Annotated in this window: 14 protein-coding genes; 6 read left to right on the top strand and 8 right to left on the bottom strand. The window is 64.9% G+C overall.

Annotated features, from left to right (window positions below; genetic code table 11):
• Positions 1 to 2 precede the first annotated feature (2 nt).
• From RAK1035_RS02560 to RAK1035_RS02540, 5 genes are all read left to right on the top strand, one after another.
• On the top strand, positions 3 to 509 hold the full coding sequence (locus RAK1035_RS02560; RefSeq protein WP_008279340.1) for a hypothetical protein: 507 nt from the start codon (positions 3 to 5) through the stop codon (positions 507 to 509).
• A 30-nt stretch (positions 510 to 539) separates the two neighbouring features.
• Entirely contained in the window at positions 540 to 923 is a 384-nt protein-coding gene (locus RAK1035_RS02555; RefSeq protein WP_008279339.1) for a response regulator transcription factor, read from the top strand.
• Positions 916 to 2982 carry a 3'-5' exonuclease gene (locus RAK1035_RS02550; protein ID WP_008279338.1) on the top strand — a complete coding sequence of 689 codons (2067 nt, stop codon included), beginning with the start codon at positions 916 to 918 and terminating at the stop codon, positions 2980 to 2982. Before RAK1035_RS02555 ends, RAK1035_RS02550 begins: the two co-directional genes overlap by 8 nt.
• 70 nt (positions 2983 to 3052) lie before the next feature.
• Entirely contained in the window at positions 3053 to 3352 is a 300-nt protein-coding gene (locus RAK1035_RS02545; protein ID WP_008279337.1) for a hypothetical protein, read from the top strand.
• Positions 3353 to 3554: 202 nt separating this feature from the next.
• A complete protein-coding gene (locus RAK1035_RS02540) occupies positions 3555 to 4028 on the top strand; it encodes a CoA-binding protein (protein ID WP_008279336.1) in 474 nt (157 codons plus the stop codon).
• Between the two features lie 6 nt (positions 4029 to 4034).
• Here the strand turns inward: RAK1035_RS02540 and RAK1035_RS02535 are convergent, their stop codons facing one another.
• The 7 genes from RAK1035_RS02535 to RAK1035_RS02505 form a co-directional block, all read right to left on the bottom strand.
• Positions 4035 to 5333, bottom strand: a complete 1299-nt coding sequence (locus tag RAK1035_RS02535; protein ID WP_008279335.1) for a Wzz/FepE/Etk N-terminal domain-containing protein — start codon at positions 5331 to 5333, stop codon at positions 4035 to 4037.
• Positions 5334 to 5560: 227 nt separating this feature from the next.
• Positions 5561 to 6220: a 4'-phosphopantetheinyl transferase family protein gene (locus RAK1035_RS02530; protein WP_008279334.1), complete on the bottom strand. Its 660-nt coding sequence runs from the start codon at positions 6218 to 6220 to the stop codon at positions 5561 to 5563.
• Positions 6217 to 10728, bottom strand: a complete 4512-nt coding sequence (locus RAK1035_RS02525; RefSeq protein ID WP_008279333.1) for a MupA/Atu3671 family FMN-dependent luciferase-like monooxygenase — start codon at positions 10726 to 10728, stop codon at positions 6217 to 6219. The genes RAK1035_RS02530 and RAK1035_RS02525 overlap by 4 nt, the downstream gene beginning before the upstream one ends.
• Positions 10725 to 11687, bottom strand: coding sequence for a glycosyltransferase (locus tag RAK1035_RS02520; RefSeq protein ID WP_008279332.1), 963 nt, complete (start codon positions 11685 to 11687; stop codon positions 10725 to 10727). Before RAK1035_RS02520 ends, RAK1035_RS02525 begins: the two co-directional genes overlap by 4 nt.
• Complete coding sequence (locus RAK1035_RS02515; protein ID WP_232279149.1) at positions 11684 to 18073, bottom strand: type I polyketide synthase; 6390 nt, start codon at positions 18071 to 18073, stop codon at positions 11684 to 11686. The genes RAK1035_RS02520 and RAK1035_RS02515 overlap by 4 nt, the downstream gene beginning before the upstream one ends.
• A gap of 104 nt (positions 18074 to 18177) precedes the next feature.
• Complete coding sequence (locus RAK1035_RS02510; RefSeq protein WP_008279330.1) at positions 18178 to 19545, bottom strand: oligosaccharide flippase family protein; 1368 nt, start codon at positions 19543 to 19545, stop codon at positions 18178 to 18180.
• A 78-nt stretch (positions 19546 to 19623) separates the two neighbouring features.
• Complete coding sequence (locus RAK1035_RS02505) at positions 19624 to 20466, bottom strand: glycosyltransferase (protein WP_008279329.1); 843 nt, start codon at positions 20464 to 20466, stop codon at positions 19624 to 19626.
• A gap of 92 nt (positions 20467 to 20558) precedes the next feature.
• On the opposite strand from RAK1035_RS02505, the gene epsE reads away from it, so the two are divergent.
• Positions 20559 to 21776 (top strand): exopolysaccharide biosynthesis GT4 family glycosyltransferase EpsE, encoded by a 1218-nt coding sequence (gene epsE / locus RAK1035_RS02500; protein WP_008279328.1) that lies wholly within the window; start codon positions 20559 to 20561, stop codon positions 21774 to 21776.
• On the opposite strand, the gene RAK1035_RS02495 is transcribed toward epsE, so the two are convergent.
• Positions 21761 to 22018: an accessory factor UbiK family protein gene (locus RAK1035_RS02495; RefSeq protein WP_008279327.1), complete on the bottom strand. Its 258-nt coding sequence runs from the start codon at positions 22016 to 22018 to the stop codon at positions 21761 to 21763. The two genes, epsE and RAK1035_RS02495, sit on opposite strands and share 16 nt — an antisense overlap.
• Between the last annotated feature and the right edge of the window lie 19 nt (positions 22019 to 22037).

The following is a 22037-nucleotide window of genomic DNA, read 5'->3' as shown; positions in this document are numbered from 1 at the left end:
TTATGTTTTTTGAATTGATCGCCACTTTCGCCGTTGGCATCGCCGCCGCCGGTCTGGCCCTTGTTGCGGGGCATCTGAGCCGGGGCCGGTTGCCGCGGTATTCCGCGCCGATCTTGGCGGGTATTGCGATGCTCTGCTATGCGATCTGGTCGGAATACACTTGGGCGGATCGCACGCTGAGCACCTTGCCAGAGAGTGTCGAAGTGGTGAGCGCGGTAGAAGAAGCAAGGTTCTGGAAGCCTTGGACCTATGTGGTGCCGCAGGTCACGCGGATGATGGTGCTGGACCGGGCCGGGGTTCAGACCAACCCGACGGTGCCGGAAATCCTGTTGGCGGACATCTATCTCTTTGGCCGGTGGGCCGTGCCGGTCAAGCGCCCGCAACTGGTGGATTGCGCCAAGGCGGCGCGCGCCGATGTAAGCGAGGCGGCGCTGGCCGATCCATCGCAGGCCGAGTGGCTGGTCGTTGGGGTGGAGGACCCCGTGATCACGGCACTTTGCCAAAGCTAAGTCAGTCGTAACCGGGAGAGGAGGCCCGTCATGCCTGAAAAAACCGTTCTGCTGGTGGAAGATGAGGACAATATCGCGCTGGCGCTTGAGCATCTGATCGGGCGGGCGGGATACCGGCTTCGGCGGGTGGCCACGGGCAATGCAGCCCTGGAGGCAATGGCCGAGGACCGGCCTGATCTGGTGGTTCTGGATGTGATGCTGCCCGAGCGGTCGGGCTATGAGATCTGCCAGATGATCCGCGCCGATGCCGCCCTCAAGGGGATCAAAGTGTTGATGATGACCGCCGGCGGCGGCGAGGTTGAGCGCCGCAAGGGGCTGGCGGTTGGGGCGGATGCATTTATGACCAAGCCCTTTGCCACCGCTGATCTGACCGCGCAGATCGGCGAGTTGCTGGCCGGGGCAGATCATGATTGAACGCCTGACAGCGCGTTTGGGCCTCAGGCTCCGGTTCGCGCTGTTTTTTGCTGCTCTTGGGTTGGGGGGCGCGGGGGTAATCGCGGGCGCGCTGTGGTTTGGCTATGCGCGGGCGGGCGGGCCGCTGGATGGCTATGTCATCGGCGGAATGGTTGCGACGCTGGGGGTGATGGGGCTTTCGGCGTGGATCGGTCTTTTGTTTGATGAGAACGTGGCCAAGCCCATTCTCGCGCTCGCCTCGGACCTGACCACGCGGGCGCGGGCCGATGTGGATTTGCAGATCAACGAGACGCAGGCCAAGCATTTGAGCACGCTGGCCCCTGCCGCCAATGCGATCAACGCAGCCCTTTCAGAGGCGCGCGCCGCGCGCGCCCGCGCGGTAGAGCGCGAGACGGCGCGGATTGCCCGCGAAAAGGCGCTGTTCGAGGCGCTGTTTCGTGATCTGGGCGAGGGGGCGGTGGTGTCCACGCCCGACAACCGCGTCATGCTTTATAACCGTATGGCGCAAGAGCTGTTGGGGGAGATTGGCCTTGATCGCCCGCTGTCGAATGTTCTGCGCCCCGAGCCCATTATGGAGGCGCTGTCGCGGATGCAGGATGCGCGGGTGCGCGGGCGCATCGAGGCCGAGACATTCCTTGCGGCCTCTGCGAACGGCAAGCGGTTTCTTTTGGGCCGCGTGAGCCCGATCCTGTCGGATGAGGAACTATCGGGGCATGTGCTTATCTTCCGCGATGCGACCGAGGATCTAAGCGCGCATGCGCAGCAGGATCATCTGTTCAACAGGCTGTTGGAAGGGGTGCGCCGACCTGCGGCCACCATTGGTGCGTTGCTGGATGTGCTGCAATCCGCCGAGGATCTGCCCCCCGAGAGCCGCGCCAAGTTTCGCAAAGGGATCGAAGACGAAGTGGCGCGGCTGTTTGAGTGTCTGCGTGAGATGGGCGCGCGGCATGCCGGGATAAAATCCCGAAGCTGGCCGATGTCGCCGGTTGCTGCGGCGCATGTGTTCGACGGCTTGAGCGTGCAGGCGCCGGTGCCGCTAGGGGTGGTGCGAAGCGAGGCGATGCTGAGTTGCGATGGCTTTGCCGTGACCACGCTTTTGGGCGGCATCCTTGGGCATCTTGCAGAGGAGGGCACGCGCGACGGATTCAGCCTGAGTGCCGAGCCGGACGGGGCGGAAACGCGCCTGATCCTGAGTTGGCAGGGTGAGGCGGTGACGGATGGGCAATTGACTGGCTGGCTTAAGGCGCCACTGTCCACCGCCTATGGGGATTATTCGGGCCGTGATGCGCTGAGCGCGCATCAGACCGATGTCTGGGCCGAGGCGGGGGCAGACGGGCATCGCATCGTGCTGCCTTTGGCCACCGCTGCGCCACCGCTGGAGCCGGGGGATGCGCGGCCCGAGTTTTATGATTTCAACCTGCCTGAGGTGGCAAGCGGGGAATTGGCCAACCGGCCCCTGTCTGACCTGAGTTTCGTGGTGTTTGACACCGAAACCACCGGCCTTTCGCCACGGGGCGGGGATGAGATCGTGCAGATTGCCGGGCTGCGTATCGTCAACGGGCGCATTCTGCGCGGCGAGAGTTTCGATATGCTGGTCAATCCGGGCCGCCCGATTCCGCCCGCCTCGACGCGGGTGCATCATATCAGCGATGACATGGTACAGGACGCGCCGGATATCATCGAGGCTGGGCGGCGGTTTCATGATTTTTGCCAAGGGGCGGTGCTGGTCGCGCATAACGCACCGTTCGATCTGGCGTTTCTGCGGCTCAAGGAAAAGGTGATCGGGCGGCGGTTCGACAATCCGGTGCTGTGCACGGTGCTGATGTCGGCGGGGCTGTTCGACCATAGCGGGCAGCATACGCTGGATGCGCTTTGCGAGAGGTTCGGGATCACCATCCCGCCTGAGGCGCGGCATACGGCAATGGGCGATACGGTTGCCACGGCTGAGGTCTTTGTGCGGATGCTGGGCCTGTTGCAGGCCAAGGGTGTCACCACGCTGGGGGGCGCTATTGCCGAAGAGGGGCGGATGACCAAGATTCGCAAGGCGCAGAATTACTGAAGCCCGCAGGCCTGAGGCATTTTTGCGCCCGCCTCTTGGCAATCCCGCCCCCCTGACCGATATGGAACCTATGGGACACAAGATTGCGACTTGTTCATATTGCGGCACGCGTGCGGTTCTGGTGTTGGACCGGACCCGGCATGAGCTGGCCTGTTCGAGTTGTGGCGCGCCGCTGCATGAAATGAAGGCGATGCCCACGCGCGAGACTGGGGCTGTGCGGCCCAAAGCGCGACCGATGCCGCTGCCCCGGCAGGACTATGGGCCAGAGCGGCAGGTGCCGCCCCCTGCCCGCAAAGTGAAGCGGCGCAAGGGGTTTGGGCGGCGGATGCTTGAGGAAATCTGGGACACGGTCGAGGATATATTCGACTGACGCGAAGGCTGCGCCGGGCGCTCACATGCAGTCACAGGTATATTACAATCCCTTTATATTCTTAGAATCGGACCTACATTTGTCCCAGAGGCTTCGATACGGAACATCGTTGCCTTCTATCACTGTCCCTCGTTCCGCGACTGGCGCCCAAGTTGATAACTTGGGCGCTTTTTTCTGGGCGCAATCCGTGTTTGATAGGGCCATGAGCGAAAATTACAGCGATTCCCATCTGCGCGACATCCTGACACGCACCCGGCGTGTCGCGGTTATTGGCGTGTCCATGAACCCGGTGCGCCCGAGTTATTATGTGGCGCGCTACCTCAGCCTTAAGAAATACGCGGTGGTTCCGGTCAATCCGGGCCATGCCAGGGAGGTTCTGTTTGGACAGACGGTTGTGGCGGGCTTGCGCGATATTGAAGGCCCGGTCGATATGATCGACATTTTCCGCCGATCCGAGCATGTCGGGCCCATCGTGGAAGAGGCGTTGGAGGTTTTGCCGGGGCTGCGCACGGTCTGGATGCAGATCGGGGTTGAGAATGCAGAAGCGGCCGAAATGGCGCGGGCGCGCGGCGTTGACGTGGTGATGAACCGCTGCCCCAAGATCGAGTATCAGCGCCTGTTCGGTGAGCTGCGCATGGGCGGGTTCAACACGGGCGTGATTTCGTCCAAGCTGTGAGCCGCATCAATTGCCGCCCAAGAGGCGCAGCGGCATCAGGCGTTCTTGGACCAGACGCACGACGATGGGCACGACCAACAGGATCATCAGGACCGTTCCCGCAATCCGAAGTGCGCGGCGGCGGCGCTCGTGCCGCAGGCGCACCACGGGGATGGTGACGACCGGCGTGATCTCAAGCTCTTTTTCCAATTGGGCGGCGCTGCGGATCGCCGGATTGAGAAGTTCGAGTGTGATGACAAGCGCCAAGCCCAAGACAAGGCTGGCCAGTGCCCCCGCGATCGCCAGTTTCTTGCGGCTGGCCGAGACCGGGAATTGCGGCGGAATGGCCGTTTCCAGAATTTCAAAGCGTTCCTGTTGCTGGCGCGATTCCAGCACGCTGGCCATTTCCGCCTCGACCCGGCTGGTGGTGATCGTGCTCAATTGGTCCTGCAATTGCGTTAGATCACGGGTGAGCGCGCCCAATTCCCGCTCGACGCGGGGGGCGGCGGCAAGGGCGGCCTCGTTCTGGGCGATGCGGGCCGAGACCAGCGCGCGCTGATCCGTCAATTGACCGATCTGACGGGCAAACACCTCTTGCCGCTGACGGGTGGATTCGGTTTCCAACGAGATGATCTGCTGGTCAAGGTCGAGCAGGGTTTCGTTCAGGGTGCGCAACTCTTCGCGCACCGGCGTGATGCTGGAGGGCAGCGATGCGCCATTGGCGCGTTTGAAATCGGCGATCACGCCTTCGACTTCGGCGATCTGGGAGCTGACGCGGGCCTCTTCGGCGCTGAAGAAATCGAGCGTTTCGCGCACGAGGTCCATGCGCCGCTCGCGGTTCTGGGTGATTACGGTTTCAACGAAATCATTGGCCACCTCGGCGGCCTTGACCGGATCGTTGAGATTGACCGTCACGCTGAGACCGGAAGGCGCGGTTGCCGGGCCCATACCGGGAATGCCAACGGTAATCGGCGTGATCCGGGCGGAAATGCGCAGTTGATGCACCTTTTCGGCAAGCGGCATATTCGGGACATTGGCAAAGAGGCCATGCCGCTCGATCACCTTGACCAGATTGTCACGCGCCATCAGGCGCTGTTCGATCAGTTGCAGGCGGTGGTTGGCATCGGTGGCGATGGTCTGCCCGGTCAGATCGCGGCCCACTTGTGGCGATTCGATCTGGATGACGGCGGTGGCCTGAAATACCTTGGGCTGGTTGAGGGCGATGATGACCGAGAGGATCGCGCCCACCACACCCACAAGCGCGATAAGCCAGAGCCTGCGGCGCAGGAGCCGCATCACATCGGGCATGGATTGAATCGCGCTCATGGCTTGCCTATCCGTGTCGTTTCAAGGTCATCAACTTGGTCGCTGACAACAAAAAGCCGCTCGGGATGTTTCATGCTGACGGAAGGGCCCGCGCAGGCGGGCTACCATCCTATCAGCCGAATGCCCCCAAACGGCCCTGACAGATTTAGGTCTCAACTTGGCCACAATCTAGCAATCGTGCCACAATTTCGCCACAGGTTATTTGTCGAGCTTTGGAAACACTGTGTTCAGAGGCGGGGCAGCGTGACGAGGGCCGCTAGCATATCGCCGGCTTGCAGGCTGTGGCCGGCAAAGCGCGTGGCGCGGGCGAAGGGGGGGCAAGCGATCTGGAGTTGGGCGGAAAAGCGGTGCGATCCGTCAAAGGTGATTTCGAGGTCGTGGAAGGACAGCAGCCTGCGGCTTTGGGCATATTGCGCCTTGTAGGTGGCCTCTTTGGCGCAAAAGAGGCGGCGGGAGAGGAGGCCGCTGGGGTCTTGGGCCAATGCTGCGCGCTCGATCGGGGTGCAGATCGTGGTCAGGATATCCTCGGGCAGGGGCAAGGCGGGTTCAAGATCAAGGCCAAGCCCGGCCCAATGTTCGGACAGGCCCACCAAGGCCAAACAGGTTCTGGCGCTATGGCTGATTGTGCCGGTCACGCCCCGAGGCCAGAGCGGCGCGCGGTCCGGGGCCATGGCAATTGCGGTCGGCGGAAGGCCGAGTATCGCCATCGCGGCGCGTGCGGCACGTCTGCCTGCCGCGAACTCACGGCGGCGTGCGGGCACCGCGCGGGCGATGGCGGCGGTCTCGATAGGCCAGAGGCCCTTTGCCTCTGCCGCAGGATCGCAGGCTGCCAGTGCCAGCCCCTTGGGCAAAAGCGGGCGAAGCGCCGATATCAGCGCCTCGCTCACCCGTGCCGGGCCGCGCGCATGGCGCGGCGGCGGGCCATCGCGTCGGCCCGCGCATCGGCCCGACCGGGGGCCGGGGCCGGAGCGGGGGTATTGGCGGGTGTCGGGGCCACGTCGCCCCGCAATTCCGCCACACGTGCGGCCAGAGTGGCGAGTTTCGGGCAGCGGAAGATATCGGTGATGCTGAGCCGGTCGACCGCCAGCGTGCTGCGGATTTCGCGATGCGCCTGCACCGCCAAGAGCGAATGACCACCCAGATCAAAGAAACTGTCCTGCGCGCCGATCTCGGACACGCCCAAGATTCGCGCCCAGATCGCCGCGATATCACGCTCTATCGTATTGGCAGGCGTGACCGGCTTGGGGGCGGCGGCGGGGCGGGGGGCCTTCACTTGCGTTTCCGGCGCTGGCAGCGCTTTGCGGTCCACCTTGCGGTTGGGGGTGAGGGGGAAGTGATCGAGCAGCATGACATGTGCCGGGATCATGTGGGCGGGCAGATGCGTGGCCAGATGCGCGCGCGCGGCCTCGGGTGTGGTTGTACCGCGCAGATAGGCGACAAGGCGCATGTCGCCGGGGGTATCCTCGCGCGCCAGCACCACCGCTTGTGCAACACCTGCGCAGCCCTCGAGCGCGGCCTCGATCTCGCCCAGTTCAATGCGATAGCCGCGCAGTTTCACCTGCGCATCGGCACGCCCGATGAAATCGAGCCGCCCGTCGGCGCGCCAGCGCACCAGATCGCCGGTGCCATAGAGGCGCCCGCCCGTGCGAAACGGATCGGGGCGAAAGCGGTCTGCTGTCAGATCGTCGCGCCCGAGATAGCCGCGTGTGACGCCATCGCCGCCAATCCAGAGCTCTCCGGCTATGCCGACGGGTACTGGCTGCATCGCGGTATCCAAAACATACGCCTGCGTATTGGCAATGGGCGTGCCGATGGGGCAGGGGCCGGGTGTGTCTTCGGCGGGGCCGGTGGTGGACCAGATGGTGGTTTCGGTGGGGCCATACATATTGGTCATCCGGGCGCGCGTAACTTGACGCAACTCTTGCACCAGAGAGCCGGGCAGCGCCTCGCCGCCCAGCATCAGATACCGCAGCCGCCCGAGGGCGTGGCGGGATTCGTCATTCATGGCGATCATGCGCGCCATGGACGGTGTGCATTGCAGATGCGTGACACCGTGGCGCAGGATTTGTGCGGCGATGGAAAAGTCATCGGGCGCGATGGCCCCCACGCGGTTCGAGCGTTCCAGCACGCGGGCGAGCGGGCGCAGCCCATCAAGCACCTGCCGCGCGGGAATGCCATAGTCGATGAGGCAGGCCACCTCATCCACGCCAATGCGTTTCAATCCCTCGACGCGCGCGACGCAATCCTCGACAGTGCCAAAAAGGCCGGACTCCTCGAAATAGCGCTCGAAGGCGAAATCGAGGATGCCGTCGAGTTCCTCTTCGCTGAGCGATCCAAGGTCCAATTCAAACGGGTTGCTCACACCTTGGGGGCGTTTGAAGGCGGGAAAGGCCCAAGCGTATTGTTTGATGAGGGCGGCGGCGGAGCGCAGATAATCCTTCATTGGTTCGCGGGCCACGCGCCGCGCCTCGTCGCGGGTCTCGGCCACATAGGTATGCAGCATCAAGGTAACGGTAAAGGCATCCGGATCATGGCCCGCCTCGCGCAGGGCGTTGCGGTAGAGCGTGATCTTGCCCGCCACCTCGTCAATGGATTGGCCCAAGAGATGCGTCAGCACATTGGCCCCATGCGCGCCCGCCTCGCGCCATGTTTCGGGGTTGCCGGCGGTTGTCACCCAGACGGGCAGCACCTTGGACACCGGGCGCGGTTGCGTCACCACGGCGTGCAGCGTGCCATCGGCGCGGGGGAATTCCACCGCCTCGCCGCGCCAGAGGCGGCGCAGATCGCGGATCGCCTCGAACATCGCGGGCTTGTTGTTGGGCGGGGTATTTTGCGGGCGCAGGATGAAATCATCAGGGTGCCAGCCGCTTGCAATCGCCAGCCCGGCGCGCCCGTTGGTGAGGTTGTCGATCACTGCCCATTCTTCGGCAATGCGGGCAGGATGGTGGAGCGGGGCCACGCAACTGCCCGCGCGCACGGAGATGTTCTGCGTGACGGCAGCGACGGCTGCGCCGGTTACCGAGGGGTTTGGATAGGGGCCGCCAAAGGCGTGGAAATGTCGCTCGGGTGTCCAGACCGCGCAAAAGCCGTGGGTGTCGGCGAATTGCGCGCCCTCGAGCAGGGATTTGTATTTGTCGCGCCCGGAACCGTCGTCATTGCCCCAATAGTAAAGGCTGAATTGCATCCCCCGGTCAGAGGTGGCGAGTTGCCCCGACGAGACCAATGCGCGGCTTTCCTCGCCGCTGAGGATCACGGTGTAGCCGCGCGCGAGGGTGTAGAAGAGTTCGAGCACGGAAATGTCGAAATTGAGGCTGGTCACCGCAAGCCAGACCGCGCCCGGTTCTGCCGGGATACGGGTATCCATCCCGGCAAAGAAATTGCCGACGTTGCGATGCGTGACCATGACGCCCTTGGGGCGGCCCGTCGAGCCGGAGGTATAGATCACATAGGCCAGATCGTCAGGGCCTGCGCCGCCGTCAAGCTCTGTGTCGGGTGCCTGCGCAAGGCGAGCGTCGGTGTCGAGCGTGAGGGTCTGCGCCGTTGGCGGTAGGGTATGGGCCACGTCAGAACGGGTGACGACCACACGTGCGCCACTGTCGCTGAGGTAGAGCGCCAGACGTTCGGCGGGATAGGCCGGGTCCATCGGCACATAGGCCCCGCCCGCCTTCCAAATGGCCAAGGCGGTGGCCAGCATATCGGCAGAGCGCGGCAGGCAAAGGCCCACCAACACGCCGGGGCCAACGCCCATCTGGCGCAGCACATGGGCGATGCGGTTGGCGCGGGTGTCTAGGGCTGCGTAGGTGAGGGTTTCGGCCTCGAATACCACGGCGCGGGCCTGAGGCGTTTTGGTGATCTGGGTGGCGATCAGGCGGTGCAGGGGGCGGGCGTCATAGGGGGTGTCGGTGCGGTTCCACGCCTCTGTGACCAGCTTGCGCTCGGTCTCGGGCATGGGGGCGCGGTCGCCATGGGCAAGCGCCTCGAGCCGCCGTGCCAGCAGATCGGCCATGGTGGGCGAGAGCCGCGCGGCGTCATAGGTGAGCGTGGGCCTGTCGGAAAGGTCGATGGTCAGCGCCGTGCCAGGGATAAGGCCGCGCCCCGCGAGACGCAGGCCGATATGCGGGGTTTGTGCGGCGTCAAGCGCCGGGTCACGGGCAAAGAGATCAAGCGCGAAGGCCCCGCGCGCCTCGGCCTCTGCGACGGCGTGGGGCAGGTCTGTTATGGCGTGGGGCAGGTCTGCTATTGCCACTGGCACCCAAGGGCAGACATGGCCCGGCCGGGCTGCGGCCTCGACCGCCGCACCTGCATAGGCGATATGCGTGGCCTCTGCGCCGCCCAAGCGCGCGGCCCAGAGGCCGATGGCCTCGAACGCATCGGCGGGCAGATCAAGCGGGCGGCGTTCTTCTGCGCCTGCACCGTTGCCCAAGGGCAGGGTGACGGGACGCATCGCGCGCAAAGCGCTGCGCCAATAGCCATCTTGCGGCGCAAGTTCTGTCAAAAAGCCGGTGACGGCATCGGTGGTCAGCACGGATCCCACGGCGATTTCGGTAAGATCGACCGCGCCACCCTCTGGCCCGGTCAGCGCGCTGAGCCGCAGCGCGCCCGAAGCGGTGGCAACGGTCAGGCGCGTGGCCTCGACGCTGAGAACCAGCCCCGGCGTGCCGCTGCCCGGCACGACCTCGGCCCGGCCCACGAGAAGCACGCGGTCGCCCGCAATGATCCGCGTCTTGTTGAGCGGGTTGGCATAGCCGCCGTGATCAAGCGCGCGCACCAGCCGCGCCAAGGATTCGGCGGGTTGGGTGAAATCGAGGCAGAGCCCCTCGGGGCGCTGGTCACGGGCGAAATAGCTGCGCGCGCTGAGGTCTTGGGTCTGCGCCGTGACAGCCCCCTGTTCAAGGGCCGTGATCACATCGGCAAAGCTGTCGAGCGCTGCGGCATAGCATTTCGCGTTGAGGGTAAAGGCGGTTTCATCCCCGGCGATGTCGACCATGCGCTGTGTCAGGATGCGCCCCTCGTCTACCCCGCCCTCGATCAGGTGCCAGGTGATGCCATGCTGTGCCTCGGCGTTCAGAATAGCCCAGACCGGCGCATTGAGACCGGCGTAGCGCGGCAGTGGGCCATCGTGGAAATTGACCGCGCCGCCTGTGGCGCGCGCCAGCACAGTTTGCGGCAGAAGATCGAGATTGGCGATAGACAAGAGCCAGTCACAGCGTAGATCGCCCAAGCGCTCGGCCAGCCCCGGACCGGGGGGCACGATGCGCAGCCCCTTGGCCTCGGCCCAAGCCGCCACATCCGCGTGGCGGGTGATCACCGCCGCGATGCCATGCCCACGCGCGAGCCAAGCCGTGCCACAGTGCAGGGCAAGGGATTCGTTGCCGATCAAGAGGGCCTGCATCATGGCTTGATCCTTTTTGGTCTGTTCAGCGCCGCGCCAAGATCGCCCAGCACCAGATCGCGCAGGAAATGTGGCGGGCTGCCTGCGCCCTTGCGGCGCAGAAGCCGCCAGAGCGTGCCAAGCCCGGCCCCCAGCACATGCGCCAGCGTGACAAGGGCGAGATAGGCGGCACCGTGGTTCTTGGTGAAATAATAGCGGCGTGAGGCGAACCAATAGGCGGGCACGCGGCCCCATCCCTTCATGCCCGTGCTGACCGAGCCGATATGTTCGACCCGGCTGTCGGCGACAAAATCGGTGCGCCAGCCCGCGCGCGCGGCGCGCAGGCATAGGTCGGTTTCCTCGAAATAGAGAAAGAACCGCTCGTCAAAGCCGCCGATTTGATCAAGCACCTGTTGGCGGATCATCAGGCTGGCCCCGGCCAGCCAATCGACGGTTTGCGTGGTCTGGGGCACGGGCAGGGGCACGGTGTGATTGCGCAAAAGGCGGCTGAAGGGGCCGATCCGCGCCGCCCCTTCGAATTCGCCCAAGATAGAGGGAAAGCGGAAGCAGGTGACATGCGCTGCCCCATCGGGGCCGTGGATATAGCTGCCTGCAAGGCCGGTTTTGGGATGGGTTTCCAGATGGTCGAGCAAGGCGGCGATCGCATCCGGGGCGGGAAAGGCATCGGAATTGAGGATATAGACGTAATCAGGCTGGGTGCCGTCGCTGAGACCGGCGCGCATGCCTGCGTTATTGCCCGCGCCAAAGCCGCCGTTATGCCCGGATTGCACCACGCGCACGCGGTCCCAATCGGCTGTGGCGTCCTGCATCGTTTCGAACGAACCATCGCCGGAATTGTTGTCGACCAGCACGATTTCGCCGGCAATGCCCTGCATGGCGCGCAGAGCGGCCCCTGCCGCCTTGAGGCTCATGTCGGGTGTGCGCCAGTTGAGCACGATTGTAAGGACGCGGGGGGCAGTCATTCCGCGGCTTCCCGGTGATCGGGGGCGGCGGGTAGGGATTCGGCTGCCGCGATCACCCGGCGCAGGCGCGCGGCCAGCACGCGCACATTGGGTTCAAGCACCATGGAGTCATGCGTTCCGGGCACCTCTGTCACCTGCACCTGTGGGGCAAAGCCGGACCAGTCATTGTCGGGCAGAACATAAGCGCGCTCGCTGCTGACCCACCGCCCGTCCGAGACCTGCCATTTGCCCACCAGCGGCGGGCGGAAGAGATGCAGCGCGCCCGCCCATGGCCGCACCTGATATTTCGCGATGGCGCGGTAAAAGGCGGCTTCGATGGCGCTGTCATGGAAGTGATGCGCGTCGGTTTCTGACGCGGGTTTGGGGCGGCGTTTGGTGATTTCCCACGCCAGCCTGCGCGCCGCCCAATGCAGCGGATAAAGCGGGCCGCCAGCCTTGAGTTCCTGCCCTTGGATCATCAGCCGGTCGCGGCGCGAGAGGGGGCGGCGCTGTGGCAGCGGCGTATCGAGCATGACAATGAGTGCCACCTCTTCGCCTGCTGCGCGAAGTTGCTGCGCCATTTCATAGGCGGTGATACCACCACCAGAGAAGCCACCCAAGAGATAGGGGCCGTGCGGCTGTATCTGCCGGAGTTCGGCAATCATGTCGGCTGCGGCCTCGGTCAGATCGTCATGCGGGGCCGCTCCGCCATAAAGGCCGCGTGCCTGAAGGCCGTAGAAGGGCCGATCCTCGCCCAAGAGATGGGCCAGATGCCGCAGGTTCAGCACATTGCCGAACATGCCCGCGACAAGGAAGAAGGGGGTTTTCGGCCCGCCTTCGCCCCGGTGCATCGGCACCAGATGGGTAAAGCGGCGCTGTGGGTGCTGTGGTGCGGGCGCGTCTTGCCCGGCCTCTTGCGGGCCGATCTGCGCCTCGATGAGGGCGGCACAGGCGCGGATTGTGGGGGCCTCGAACAGGATCGAGATGGGAAGATCGACGCGATAGGCCTTGCGGATCATGCCAAAGAGGCGGACGGCAATCAGGGAATGCCCGCCAAGATCAAAGAAGGAATCCTCGGCACCGACCTGTTCCAGCCCCAGAAGGTCAGACCAGAAGGCTGCCAGTCGGGTCTCAATCTCGCCCTCGGGGGCGGTGAAATCACTGTCGAGATCGGGGCGTTCAAAGCGTTGGCCAGCGGTGTCGGGGCCTTCTGCGCCCGCCTCGGCCTGCGCGATAAGCGCGGGCAGGTCGAGCGAAGAGATGAGGATTTGCGGCGCGGATTGCGCCAAGGCACGGCGAAAGGCCTCGGCCCCGTCGGCAGGGCGGATCCCCTCGCGCAGATTATGGCGCAGGCGCTCTTCGGCGGGGCTTGTCGGTGCGCTCTCGGTCTGGCCTTCGAACCGGACGTCGCTGGCGCGCGGGGCGGTGAGGGTTAGCCCGCCCGCCTGTTTGCGGATGGCAAAATCAGTGATCTCGATCAGCACCTGGCCCGTGGCATCGCAAAGCGTGATGTCAAAGCGCGCGGTTTCGTCGCGTGCGCTGTTTTGGGCGGCGTTGCGGACATGAGACCAGACCTCGGCCCCCAAGGGGGCGTGGACGCTGAGCGCGCCATAGGACATGGGCACCCAGAGGTCTGCCCCGTCATAGCCCGCAATCAGCCCCATGGCCCAGCCTGTCGCGATATCCATCAGCGCGGGGTGCAGGAGATAACCCGTCGCCAGATCGCGTTGGGCGCTCTCGGGCAGGCGCAGATGTGCCAGCCCCTCGCCGTGTCCCAGCCCCATGGCGCGCAGCACCCGCCAGCGTGGGCCGAACTCAAGATGCACCTCTTGCGGGGCTGAGAGGGCTGTATCGCCCGCTTCTTGCCAGGTTTCCATACGGCCACGTATGGAGGCGATGTCCAACGTTGTGGGCGGTTTCAAGGGAAGCAGGCTCAGCCCCGCCTCGGCCAGTGTGACCCAGCCTTGCCGCCCGGCCTGTGCATGATCGCCCTCGATCCGTGCGGCATAGCCGGTGTCGTTACGGGTGAGGGTGAGGCGCATGTCGCGGCTGCCACCCTCGGGCATGTCGAAGGCGCGCAGGAACCACAGATCGTGGATTTCAAACGGGCCATCCTCGCCTTGCGCCCTCAGCGCCTCGGCGAGCAATTCCAGATAGCCGGTGCCGGGCAAGAGCGCCTGACCGGATTTGGTGCGGTGCTGATCGAACAGCCAAAGCCCGGCGTCATAGCGGGCGTGCAGCACCCGGTTTCCTGTTGCATCATGGCTGGCCTCATGCACCAAGGGGGCCGCAACCGGCAGGCGCGGGGCGGCGATGGTCTCGCCACGTTGTTGGGCCACCGCTTCGGCGGCCATGCCCACTTCGGACCAGATACCCCAGTTGAGGGCAATCACGCGGGTTTTGTCGCCGGCGCGGCTCCGGGCATAGGCGTTGAGATAGGCGTTGGCCGCGACGTAATCCACCTGCCCCGCCGGGGCAGTCGCGGTGGAGGAGGAGGAAAACAGCACCAGCCAGTCGAGTGTGCCGTCTGGAAACACCTCGTCCAACACCTGCGTGCCGTGGATTTTCGGCGTGAACACATCCTCGATTGTGTCGGGGCTTTTGCTGAGGAGGGGAGCGTCCTTGATCACGCCAGCGGCATGGATCACGCCATGCAGCGTGCCAAAACGCGCCTCGATTTCGGCGCGGGCGGTTTGCATATCCTCGATATTGCTGACATCGCCTGCCACGACCATGACCTGACCGCCCAAGCCTTCTAGCCGCTCGACCGCAGCGATGCGGCGGGCCAGCGGATCGCCTGCGCCGCGCGTGGCCAGTGTGCGCGGCCAGTCGGCGCGGGGCGGTAGCGGGCTGCGGGCCATGAGCGCGATTTTGGCGGCGGACTGTGTGATGAGATCCTCGGCCAAGGTGAGGCCGATGCCGCCAAAGCCGCCGGTAATGAGCACCGTTTGGCCCTGTGCCAAAGGGGTTTGAGGGGGCAGGAGGGGGGCCGCGCGCCAGCCCGCCTCATAGCGGCGCGCGCCGCGCAGCGCCGCCACATGGCTGCGCGGCGGCTGCATCAGATCCTCGATCACCTGCGTCACTAGCGCCGCGTCGGTCCCGCGCGCAGGCAGCGCCAGATCAAGGCTTGCCGCTGTCACCCCCGGCAATTCGCGCGGGATCACCCGGAGCGGCCCCATCAGCGTGGCCTTGGCCGGATCGCGCAATCCCTCGTCGCGGACCTGCGCCGCGCCATTGCTGATCGCCGTGATATGCAACGGGGTCGAGAGCCCCTCATCCGCCATGGCCTGTGCCAGAAAGAGCAGGCTGTAGAAGCCCTGTTCCTGCACGCGGTGGAAAAAGCTTGATCCGGGGCGGTGGCGGGCGTCTTGGGTGACAAGCCAGAAATGTGCGATGCGATTGGGCGCGCGCCCCTCGGCCATCAGCGCGCGGATCAGCGCGTCATAGCCTTCGCGCCCGCGTTCCGGCGAAAGGGCGTAGCGGCCCGGTGCGAGTGCGGCAAAGGCATCGCCCGTCGTAACATACGTTACCGTATGTTTTGCGGCCTCCAACCGTTTGCCGACGGCGGCGGCAAGCCCGGTGTCATCCTCGAAGATCAGCCATGTCTCGGGCGGGAATGCGGCCAGATCGGCATCGCTGGCAATTTCGACCTCGGCCAGATGCGGGCGCCAATGGGGCAGATAGCCCCAATCGGTCAGGTTGTCGCGGCGCGTGGGCCAGGTGTCTTGCTCGGGTTTGCGCGCCTTGCCGGGGGCGATGAAATAGGGTTTGTGCTGAAAGGCGTAAGAGGGCAGCGGCACACGGGTGCGCCGCGCCTCGCCCCAGATCTGATCCCAGTCTATATCGACGCCCACCGCCCACATCCGCGCCAGCATCGCCATGAAATAAGCATCGTCGGCAATGTTGTCGTCGGGGTGACGCAGGCTGCCGATGACCTGATTGGCGCTGATCGCGCCATGCGCTTGGGCGAGGGAGCTCAGCGCCTTGCCCGGCCCTACCTCGAGAAACACGTGTTTGCCGCCCTCGGCCAGACGCCCCAGACCATCCGCGAAATGCACCGTGTTGCGCAGGTGGGCGACCCAATAGGCGGGGTCTGTCGCCTCGGCCGCGGTGAGGTAATCGCCGGTGCGGTTGGACAGGATCGGGATTTGGGGTGCGTGCAGGGGGATGGAGTGCAGGTAGTCGCCAAAGCGGCCCAGGATCGGTTCCAGCATGCGCGAATGCGCGGCGATGTCGATGGGAATGCGGGTGGTTTCGATCCCGTCCCCAGCCAGACGTGCGGCCAGATCATCCAGCGCCGACTGTGGGCCAGAGGCCACGCTGAGGCCCGGCGCATTGACGGCGGCAATGTCGAGTGCCTCGCCCAGATAGGGGCGCAGCGCCTCGGCCCCGAGCGGCACGCTGAGCAATCCGCCCTTGGGGATAGTGTCAAACAACTGCCCGCGCAGATGCACCAGCCCGATGCAATCCTCAAAGCTGAGCACGCCCGCGAGACAGGCGGCGGTATTCTCGCCCATGGAATGCCCGATGAGGGCGGCGGGGGTTACGCCCCAGCTTTGCCAAAGCTGCGCTAGCGCGTATTCGGTGATCATGATCAGCGGCAATTGCACCGAGGGCTGTTTCAGCCGTTCGGCGGCGGAGGCCATATCGGCGGGCGCAGGCAGCCAGAGCGCGCGGATGTCGTAATCGAGTTTGGGTTGCAGCACCGCGAGGCCACGATCCATCCATTCGGCAAAGACCGGCTCGGTCTCGTAGAGGTCGCGCGCCATGCCGGCATATTGCGCGCCGCCGCCGGGAAACATGAACACGACATCGGGGGCGTTGAGCGCCTCATGGGTGAAGACGCGGCGCGGATCGCCCTTTTCCAGCAGGGTTGCGGCCTCGTCATGGCTGCTTGCCACGACCACGCGGCGGCGTTCAAAGGCGCGGCGGCCTTGCTTGAGGGTCCAGGCGATATCGGCCAGGTCCTGCTCGGGATGGGCGCGCAGATGGGCGGCAAGGCGGGCAGAGTTTTCCTCCAGCGCTGCTTTGGAGCGGGCAGAGATCACCAGCGGCTGAAACGGCCAATCGCTGGCCTCGGGGGTTGCGCGCGCGGGCGGTTCTTCCAGAACCACATGGGCGTTGGTGCCGCCCACGCCCAGTGAATTCACGCCCGCACGGCGGGGGTGGTCGCGGCGTGGCCAAGCGCTGAGGCGGTCATTGACCGCAAAGGGGCTGCCGTCAAAGGTAATCGCGGGGTTGGGGGCCTCATAGCCCAAGGAGGGGGGCATTTGCCCGTGATAGACCGCGAGCGTCGCCTTGATCAGGCTGGCCACACCTGCCGCCGTATCCAAATGGCCGATGTTGGTTTTGACGCTGCCGATGCGGCAGAAATCGACCGCTTGGGTGGTTTCGCGGAACGCTTGGGTAAGGGCGGCGACCTCGATCGGATCGCCCAGATAGGTGCCGGTGCCGTGGCATTCGACGTAATCGACGGTATCCGCTGTGATGCCTGCCACGGCCTGCGCCTCGGCCACGGCGGCGGCCTGACCGTCGACCGACGGGGCGAGATAGCCCGCCTTGGCTGCGCCGTCATTATTGACGGCAGAGCCCTTGATCACGCCCCAGATGTGATCGCCATCGGCTATGGCGTCGCTGAGCCGCCGCAGCACCACGACGCCTGCACCAGAGCCGAACACCGTGCCCTGCGCGCGGTGGTCAAAGGCGTGGCATTCGCCGTCGGGCGACAGGATCTCGCCCTCTTTGTAAAGATAGCCGCGCCCCTGTGGCATCTCGATGGTGACACCGCCCGCGAGCGCCATGTCACATTCGCCATTGAGCAGCGATTGCGCTGCCACATGCACCGCAACAAGCGAGGTGGAGCAGGCGGTTTGCAGCCCAAGCGATGGCCCCTTGAGATCAAGAATATGGCTGAGCCGGGTGGTCAGGAAATCCTTGTCATTGCCGGTGTGACGCAACAGGAACATGCCGACATCGTCGACCAGATCGCGGTTGGAACAGAGGTTGAAATAGAAGTAGCTGCCCATGCCGCAGCCCGCGAAAACGCCGATGGCGCCGGGGAAATGCTCGGGCGGGTGACCGGCATCCTCGAGCGCCTCCCATGCCACCTCCAGAAACCGTCTGTGCTGAGGGTCAAGGATCGCGGCCTCTTTGGGGCCAAAGCCGAAGAACTCGGCATCGAACATCTCGAATCCGTCAAGGGGGGCGGCGAAGGGCACGTAATCGGGGCGGCGGAGGGTCTGCGCGCCCTCACCTGCGGCCAGCAACTCGGCCTCGGTCATGCGGCGGATCGCGCGATGCCCGGCGCAGAGGTTTTGCCAATACTCCGCCACGTTCCGCGCCCCCGGCAGGTGCGCGGCCATGCCGACAATGGCAATCTCGGTGCCGTCGGGCGACGGTTGGGTCATGTCATCCGCCATCAAATCCACTGCTCAAATCATATCGGGTGCAGCATCGCCAGACAATGCGACTGTTTTGCGGCAGGCCCTTGGCGATAATGGTGTTTTCGCCCCTACCAGCCCGATAGCTGCGCCAGATCTGTGAGGGCTGCGCCATTGAGCCAAAGCGCCAGTGCCGCCAGCCCCAGCCCTAGCGCTGTCATGGCGGCGTCATGGACCGGATCCCAGGCCCGCATGTGCCGCGCGAGCCAGATCACCACCGGATAAGCCAGCACCATCGCCGCGCCATAGCCCAAGAGCGCGCCCATGAGGCCGCCCCATTCGAGACCCAGCAAGAGCGCCAGAATCATCGCCGCCGCCTTGGCCAGCGTCAGGATGAAAAAGCGCCGCGAATCCCCCGCTGCAAGCGAGGCCTGATCATAGGTCATCACGATGATCTGCGGCAGTTGCATGAGCGCCATCAGCACCACCACCGCGCCCGCCATGGCATAGCGGTCGTCATACATGATCCCGATCAGCCAGACGCCGAGGAGGGCAAACCCGGCCGACAGCGCCATAAGCCCGCCTGTCACTGCAAAGCGCATGCGCCGCAGTTTGGCGAAATTGGCGGCGCTCTCGTGGGGGGGGAGTTCGCGGTAGATCGGAATAAGCAGCCGCCATGTCAGCATATGGCCCAAGAGCATGGGAAAGGAGGCGAGGAAAAAGCCGATGTTATAGACGCCGAACACATCGAAGCTGAGGTATTTGCCCAAGATCAGCTTGTCCGCCTGATTGAACAGAAATCCGCAAATGGTGCTGAGGAAAATCCATTTGCCAAAGCGGATGAGTTCCGAGGCGGCCAGCCGTTCCCAGCCCATGCGGTTGCCAGCCCCCGGCAGGAAGAGCCAGAAAAGCACCAGCGCCACGCCCGCGCTGAGCACGCCCGACACCACCAGCGCCCAGACCGAGTGCCACCACCACGCCAGCGCCACCGCCGCCACGATGCCGGTGATCTGAACGGCGAATTCGATGGCGGTGACCCGGCCCCAACGCAGATGCCGTTTGGCGGTATCAAGCGCGGTAGGGTTGAACCCGGTGATGAGCAGTGACAGCCCGGCCACTGGCAAAAGCTGCATCAGGAGCGGTTCATCATAGATCACCGCCACCGGCCACGCCAAGGCACAGGCCACCAGCCAGAGGCCCACGCCGCGCAGCACCTGAATGGTCCATGCCGTGTTGAGAAAGGCGGGATCGTCGCCGCGTTTGCTCTGCATGATGGCGGGGCTTACGCCCACGTCAGAGAACTGCATAAGGCCTTGGATGATGACCGAGACAATGGCCATCAGGCCGAAGGCCTCTGGGAAGAGAAGGCGGGCAAGGATCAGGTTCGACGCCAGTCGCAGCACCTGCGCGCCGCCAAATCCCGCGACGGTCAGCGCAGAGGAGCGTAGAGCGCGTGCCAAAAGCCCGTCACCCGTGAATATCGCCTTGACCTGCTGCATTTGCCCCCTCTGCCTTTTGGGTGTTTCTTGTCCGAGATTTGCGGCCATTTGACGACCTTTGATTGAAATCTCGGGGATTTATCGCCCGCGCGCCCAATCCGTGCCACCCCGCCGTGCGCGAACGGCCAAGGCCACGGCGACGTAAGCGAGAAAGCCCAGAGGCGCGCGCAGCGCGGCGCGCAGCACCCATCCCGGCCCACTTGGCCGGGTGTCGTCATGGGCGAGGAGCGCCGGGTAGCGCTGTGCAATCTCGGCCACGCCCGCATCCTGTCTGCGCCGCACGCGCACCAGTGCGCCGAACCCCTCGACAAGGGGCCAATCATAGCGCGCGGGCACCGCATGGCGTTCGCGGGGGATGAATTGCAGGCGGGCAAAGGTGTCGTCCGAGATGATCCCCGGCCAATCGCCCCACCTTGCGCGGCCTGCGCGGTTCATCGCGAAAAGGCCGCAACCCGGAACGCCGGAGTGAAAAAAGGGCACTTGACGATAGAAATTGGCATAGAGGCGGCTGAAGCGGTTTGTGGGGGCGGGGATGACCACCTGACCGCTTGCATAGCGTGGTTCGGGGCGGTCGAGGGCCTTGGCGATCTGGCGCAGGAGCGGGGGCGAGACCATCACATCGGCATCAAGATAGGCCAGCACCGCGCCCCGCGCCACGGCCTCGCCCGCGCTGAGCGCGCCGGGTTTGCCGCCCTGCGGCAGGTCGAGCAGGGTGAGGGACCAGTCGCGCGCCGCTGCGCGGCAGGCCTCGGCCTCGGCCAAGGTGGTATCGCGGCAGCCATTGGCGACCACGATCACCTCGGCCCCGCCCGGCACCGGGTCTGAGGCAAAGAGGGCGCGCAGGCAGGCGCCGATCATGCCCGCCTCGTTATGGGCGGGGACGATGACGCTGAGTTGGGGTGCGGTTTTGTCCGTCAACAAAGGGTTTCCAAATCCATCGCCCGCGAGCCTGTGCTGAGCCTGCGCGGCATGCTAGAGCTTATCCGACAAAGCGGCGGCAAGCGGAACCGAAAATGCCTGAACCGATCAATCTTGGCTATCTTGTGCCTCAGTTTCCGGGGCAGACGCATATTTTCTTTTGGCGCGAGATTGCGGATCTGGAGCGGTTGGGGTGTGTGCCGCATCTATTTAGCACGCGGCCGCCGCCGCCCGGACTTGTCTCGCATGACTGGTCAGACGCTGCGATTGCGCGCACCACCTATCTGGGGCGGCCCACGCCCGGTCACGCGCTTGCGGGTCTCTTGCGCGCGCCGTGGTCTGCGATCCTGCGCGAAGGGCAGGGGGGCGAATTCCTTAAGGATGTGCTGATCTGCCTGCCTGCGGCGCGGGCGTTGAGTGCGGCGTGTCGCGCGCGGGGGATTGGCCATGTGCATGCCCATTCCTGCGGGCGTGCCGCGCTCATCTGTGCGCTGGCGCGGCTGATGGGGGGGCCAAGCTATAGCCTGACGCTGCATGGGGCGCTGTCGGATTATGGCCCCGGTCAGGGGTTCAAGTGGCGGCATGCCGGCTTTGCCACGATCATCACCCACACGCTGATGGCGGAAATGCGTGAGGTCATCGGCCCTGACCTGCCTGTCGACGTGATGGTGCAGCCAATGGGGGTGGATACCGAAGATTTCAAGCGTGACACGCCCTATGAACCGCCACGCCCCGGTGCGCCTTTGCGGATTTTTTCCTGTGGGCGATTGCACCGGGTCAAAGGGCATCAGGATTTGCTGAGCGCCGTGCGGCTGTTGCTGGATCGCGGGATCGATGTGCAGTTGGATATTGCGGGCGAGGATGACGCGGGCGGCACGGGCTATCGCGCCGAATTGCAGGCGCATCTGGAGGCGTTGAATTTAGGTGCGCATGCCCGCCTGCTTGGGGCGATCAGCGGGCCAGAGGTGCGGCGGCACCTTTTGGCGGCGGATGTGTTTGCGCTGGCCAGTTGGCACGAACCACTGGGCGTGGCCTATATGGAGGCGATGGCCTGCGGCGTGCCGACGATTGGCACGGATGCTGGCGGAGTGCGCGAATTGATCGATTCGGGCGAGAGTGGCCTATTGGTGCCACCCAAAGCGCCGGAGGTGCTGGCCGATGCGATTGCGGCGCTGGCCGCTGATCCGGACCTCTGCGCGCGCCTGTCAGAGGCCGGGCGCGCGCGGGTTTTGCACGATTTTCGTTCGTCCCAAGGGGCCGAAACGCTGATCGCGGGCGCGCGCCGGGCCTTGGCGGCTCAGGGGCGGTTTTGACCGCTGTTTGACTCCATCGCGTCAATCCGCGCCTTGAGCGCTTCGTTTTCTTCGCGCGCCTTCTGAGCCATGGCGCGCACAGCGTCGAATTCTTCGCGGGTGACGAAATCGCGGTCGGCAAGCCAGCGGTCAATCAGCGATTTCATCGCGGTTTCGGCCTCTGCCCGCGCGCCTTGGGCCACGCCCATGGCATTGGTCATCAACTGGCTGAGATCGTCGAGCACTTTGTTACGGGTCTGCATCGGTTTCTCCGGCGTTACA

Source organism: Roseovarius sp. AK1035 (genome assembly GCF_003288315.1).
GTDB lineage: Bacteria > Pseudomonadota > Alphaproteobacteria > Rhodobacterales > Rhodobacteraceae > Roseovarius > Roseovarius mucosus_A.
Note: the sequence above shows the minus strand (reverse complement) of the source record. Positions and strands in the feature narration are given on the sequence as shown.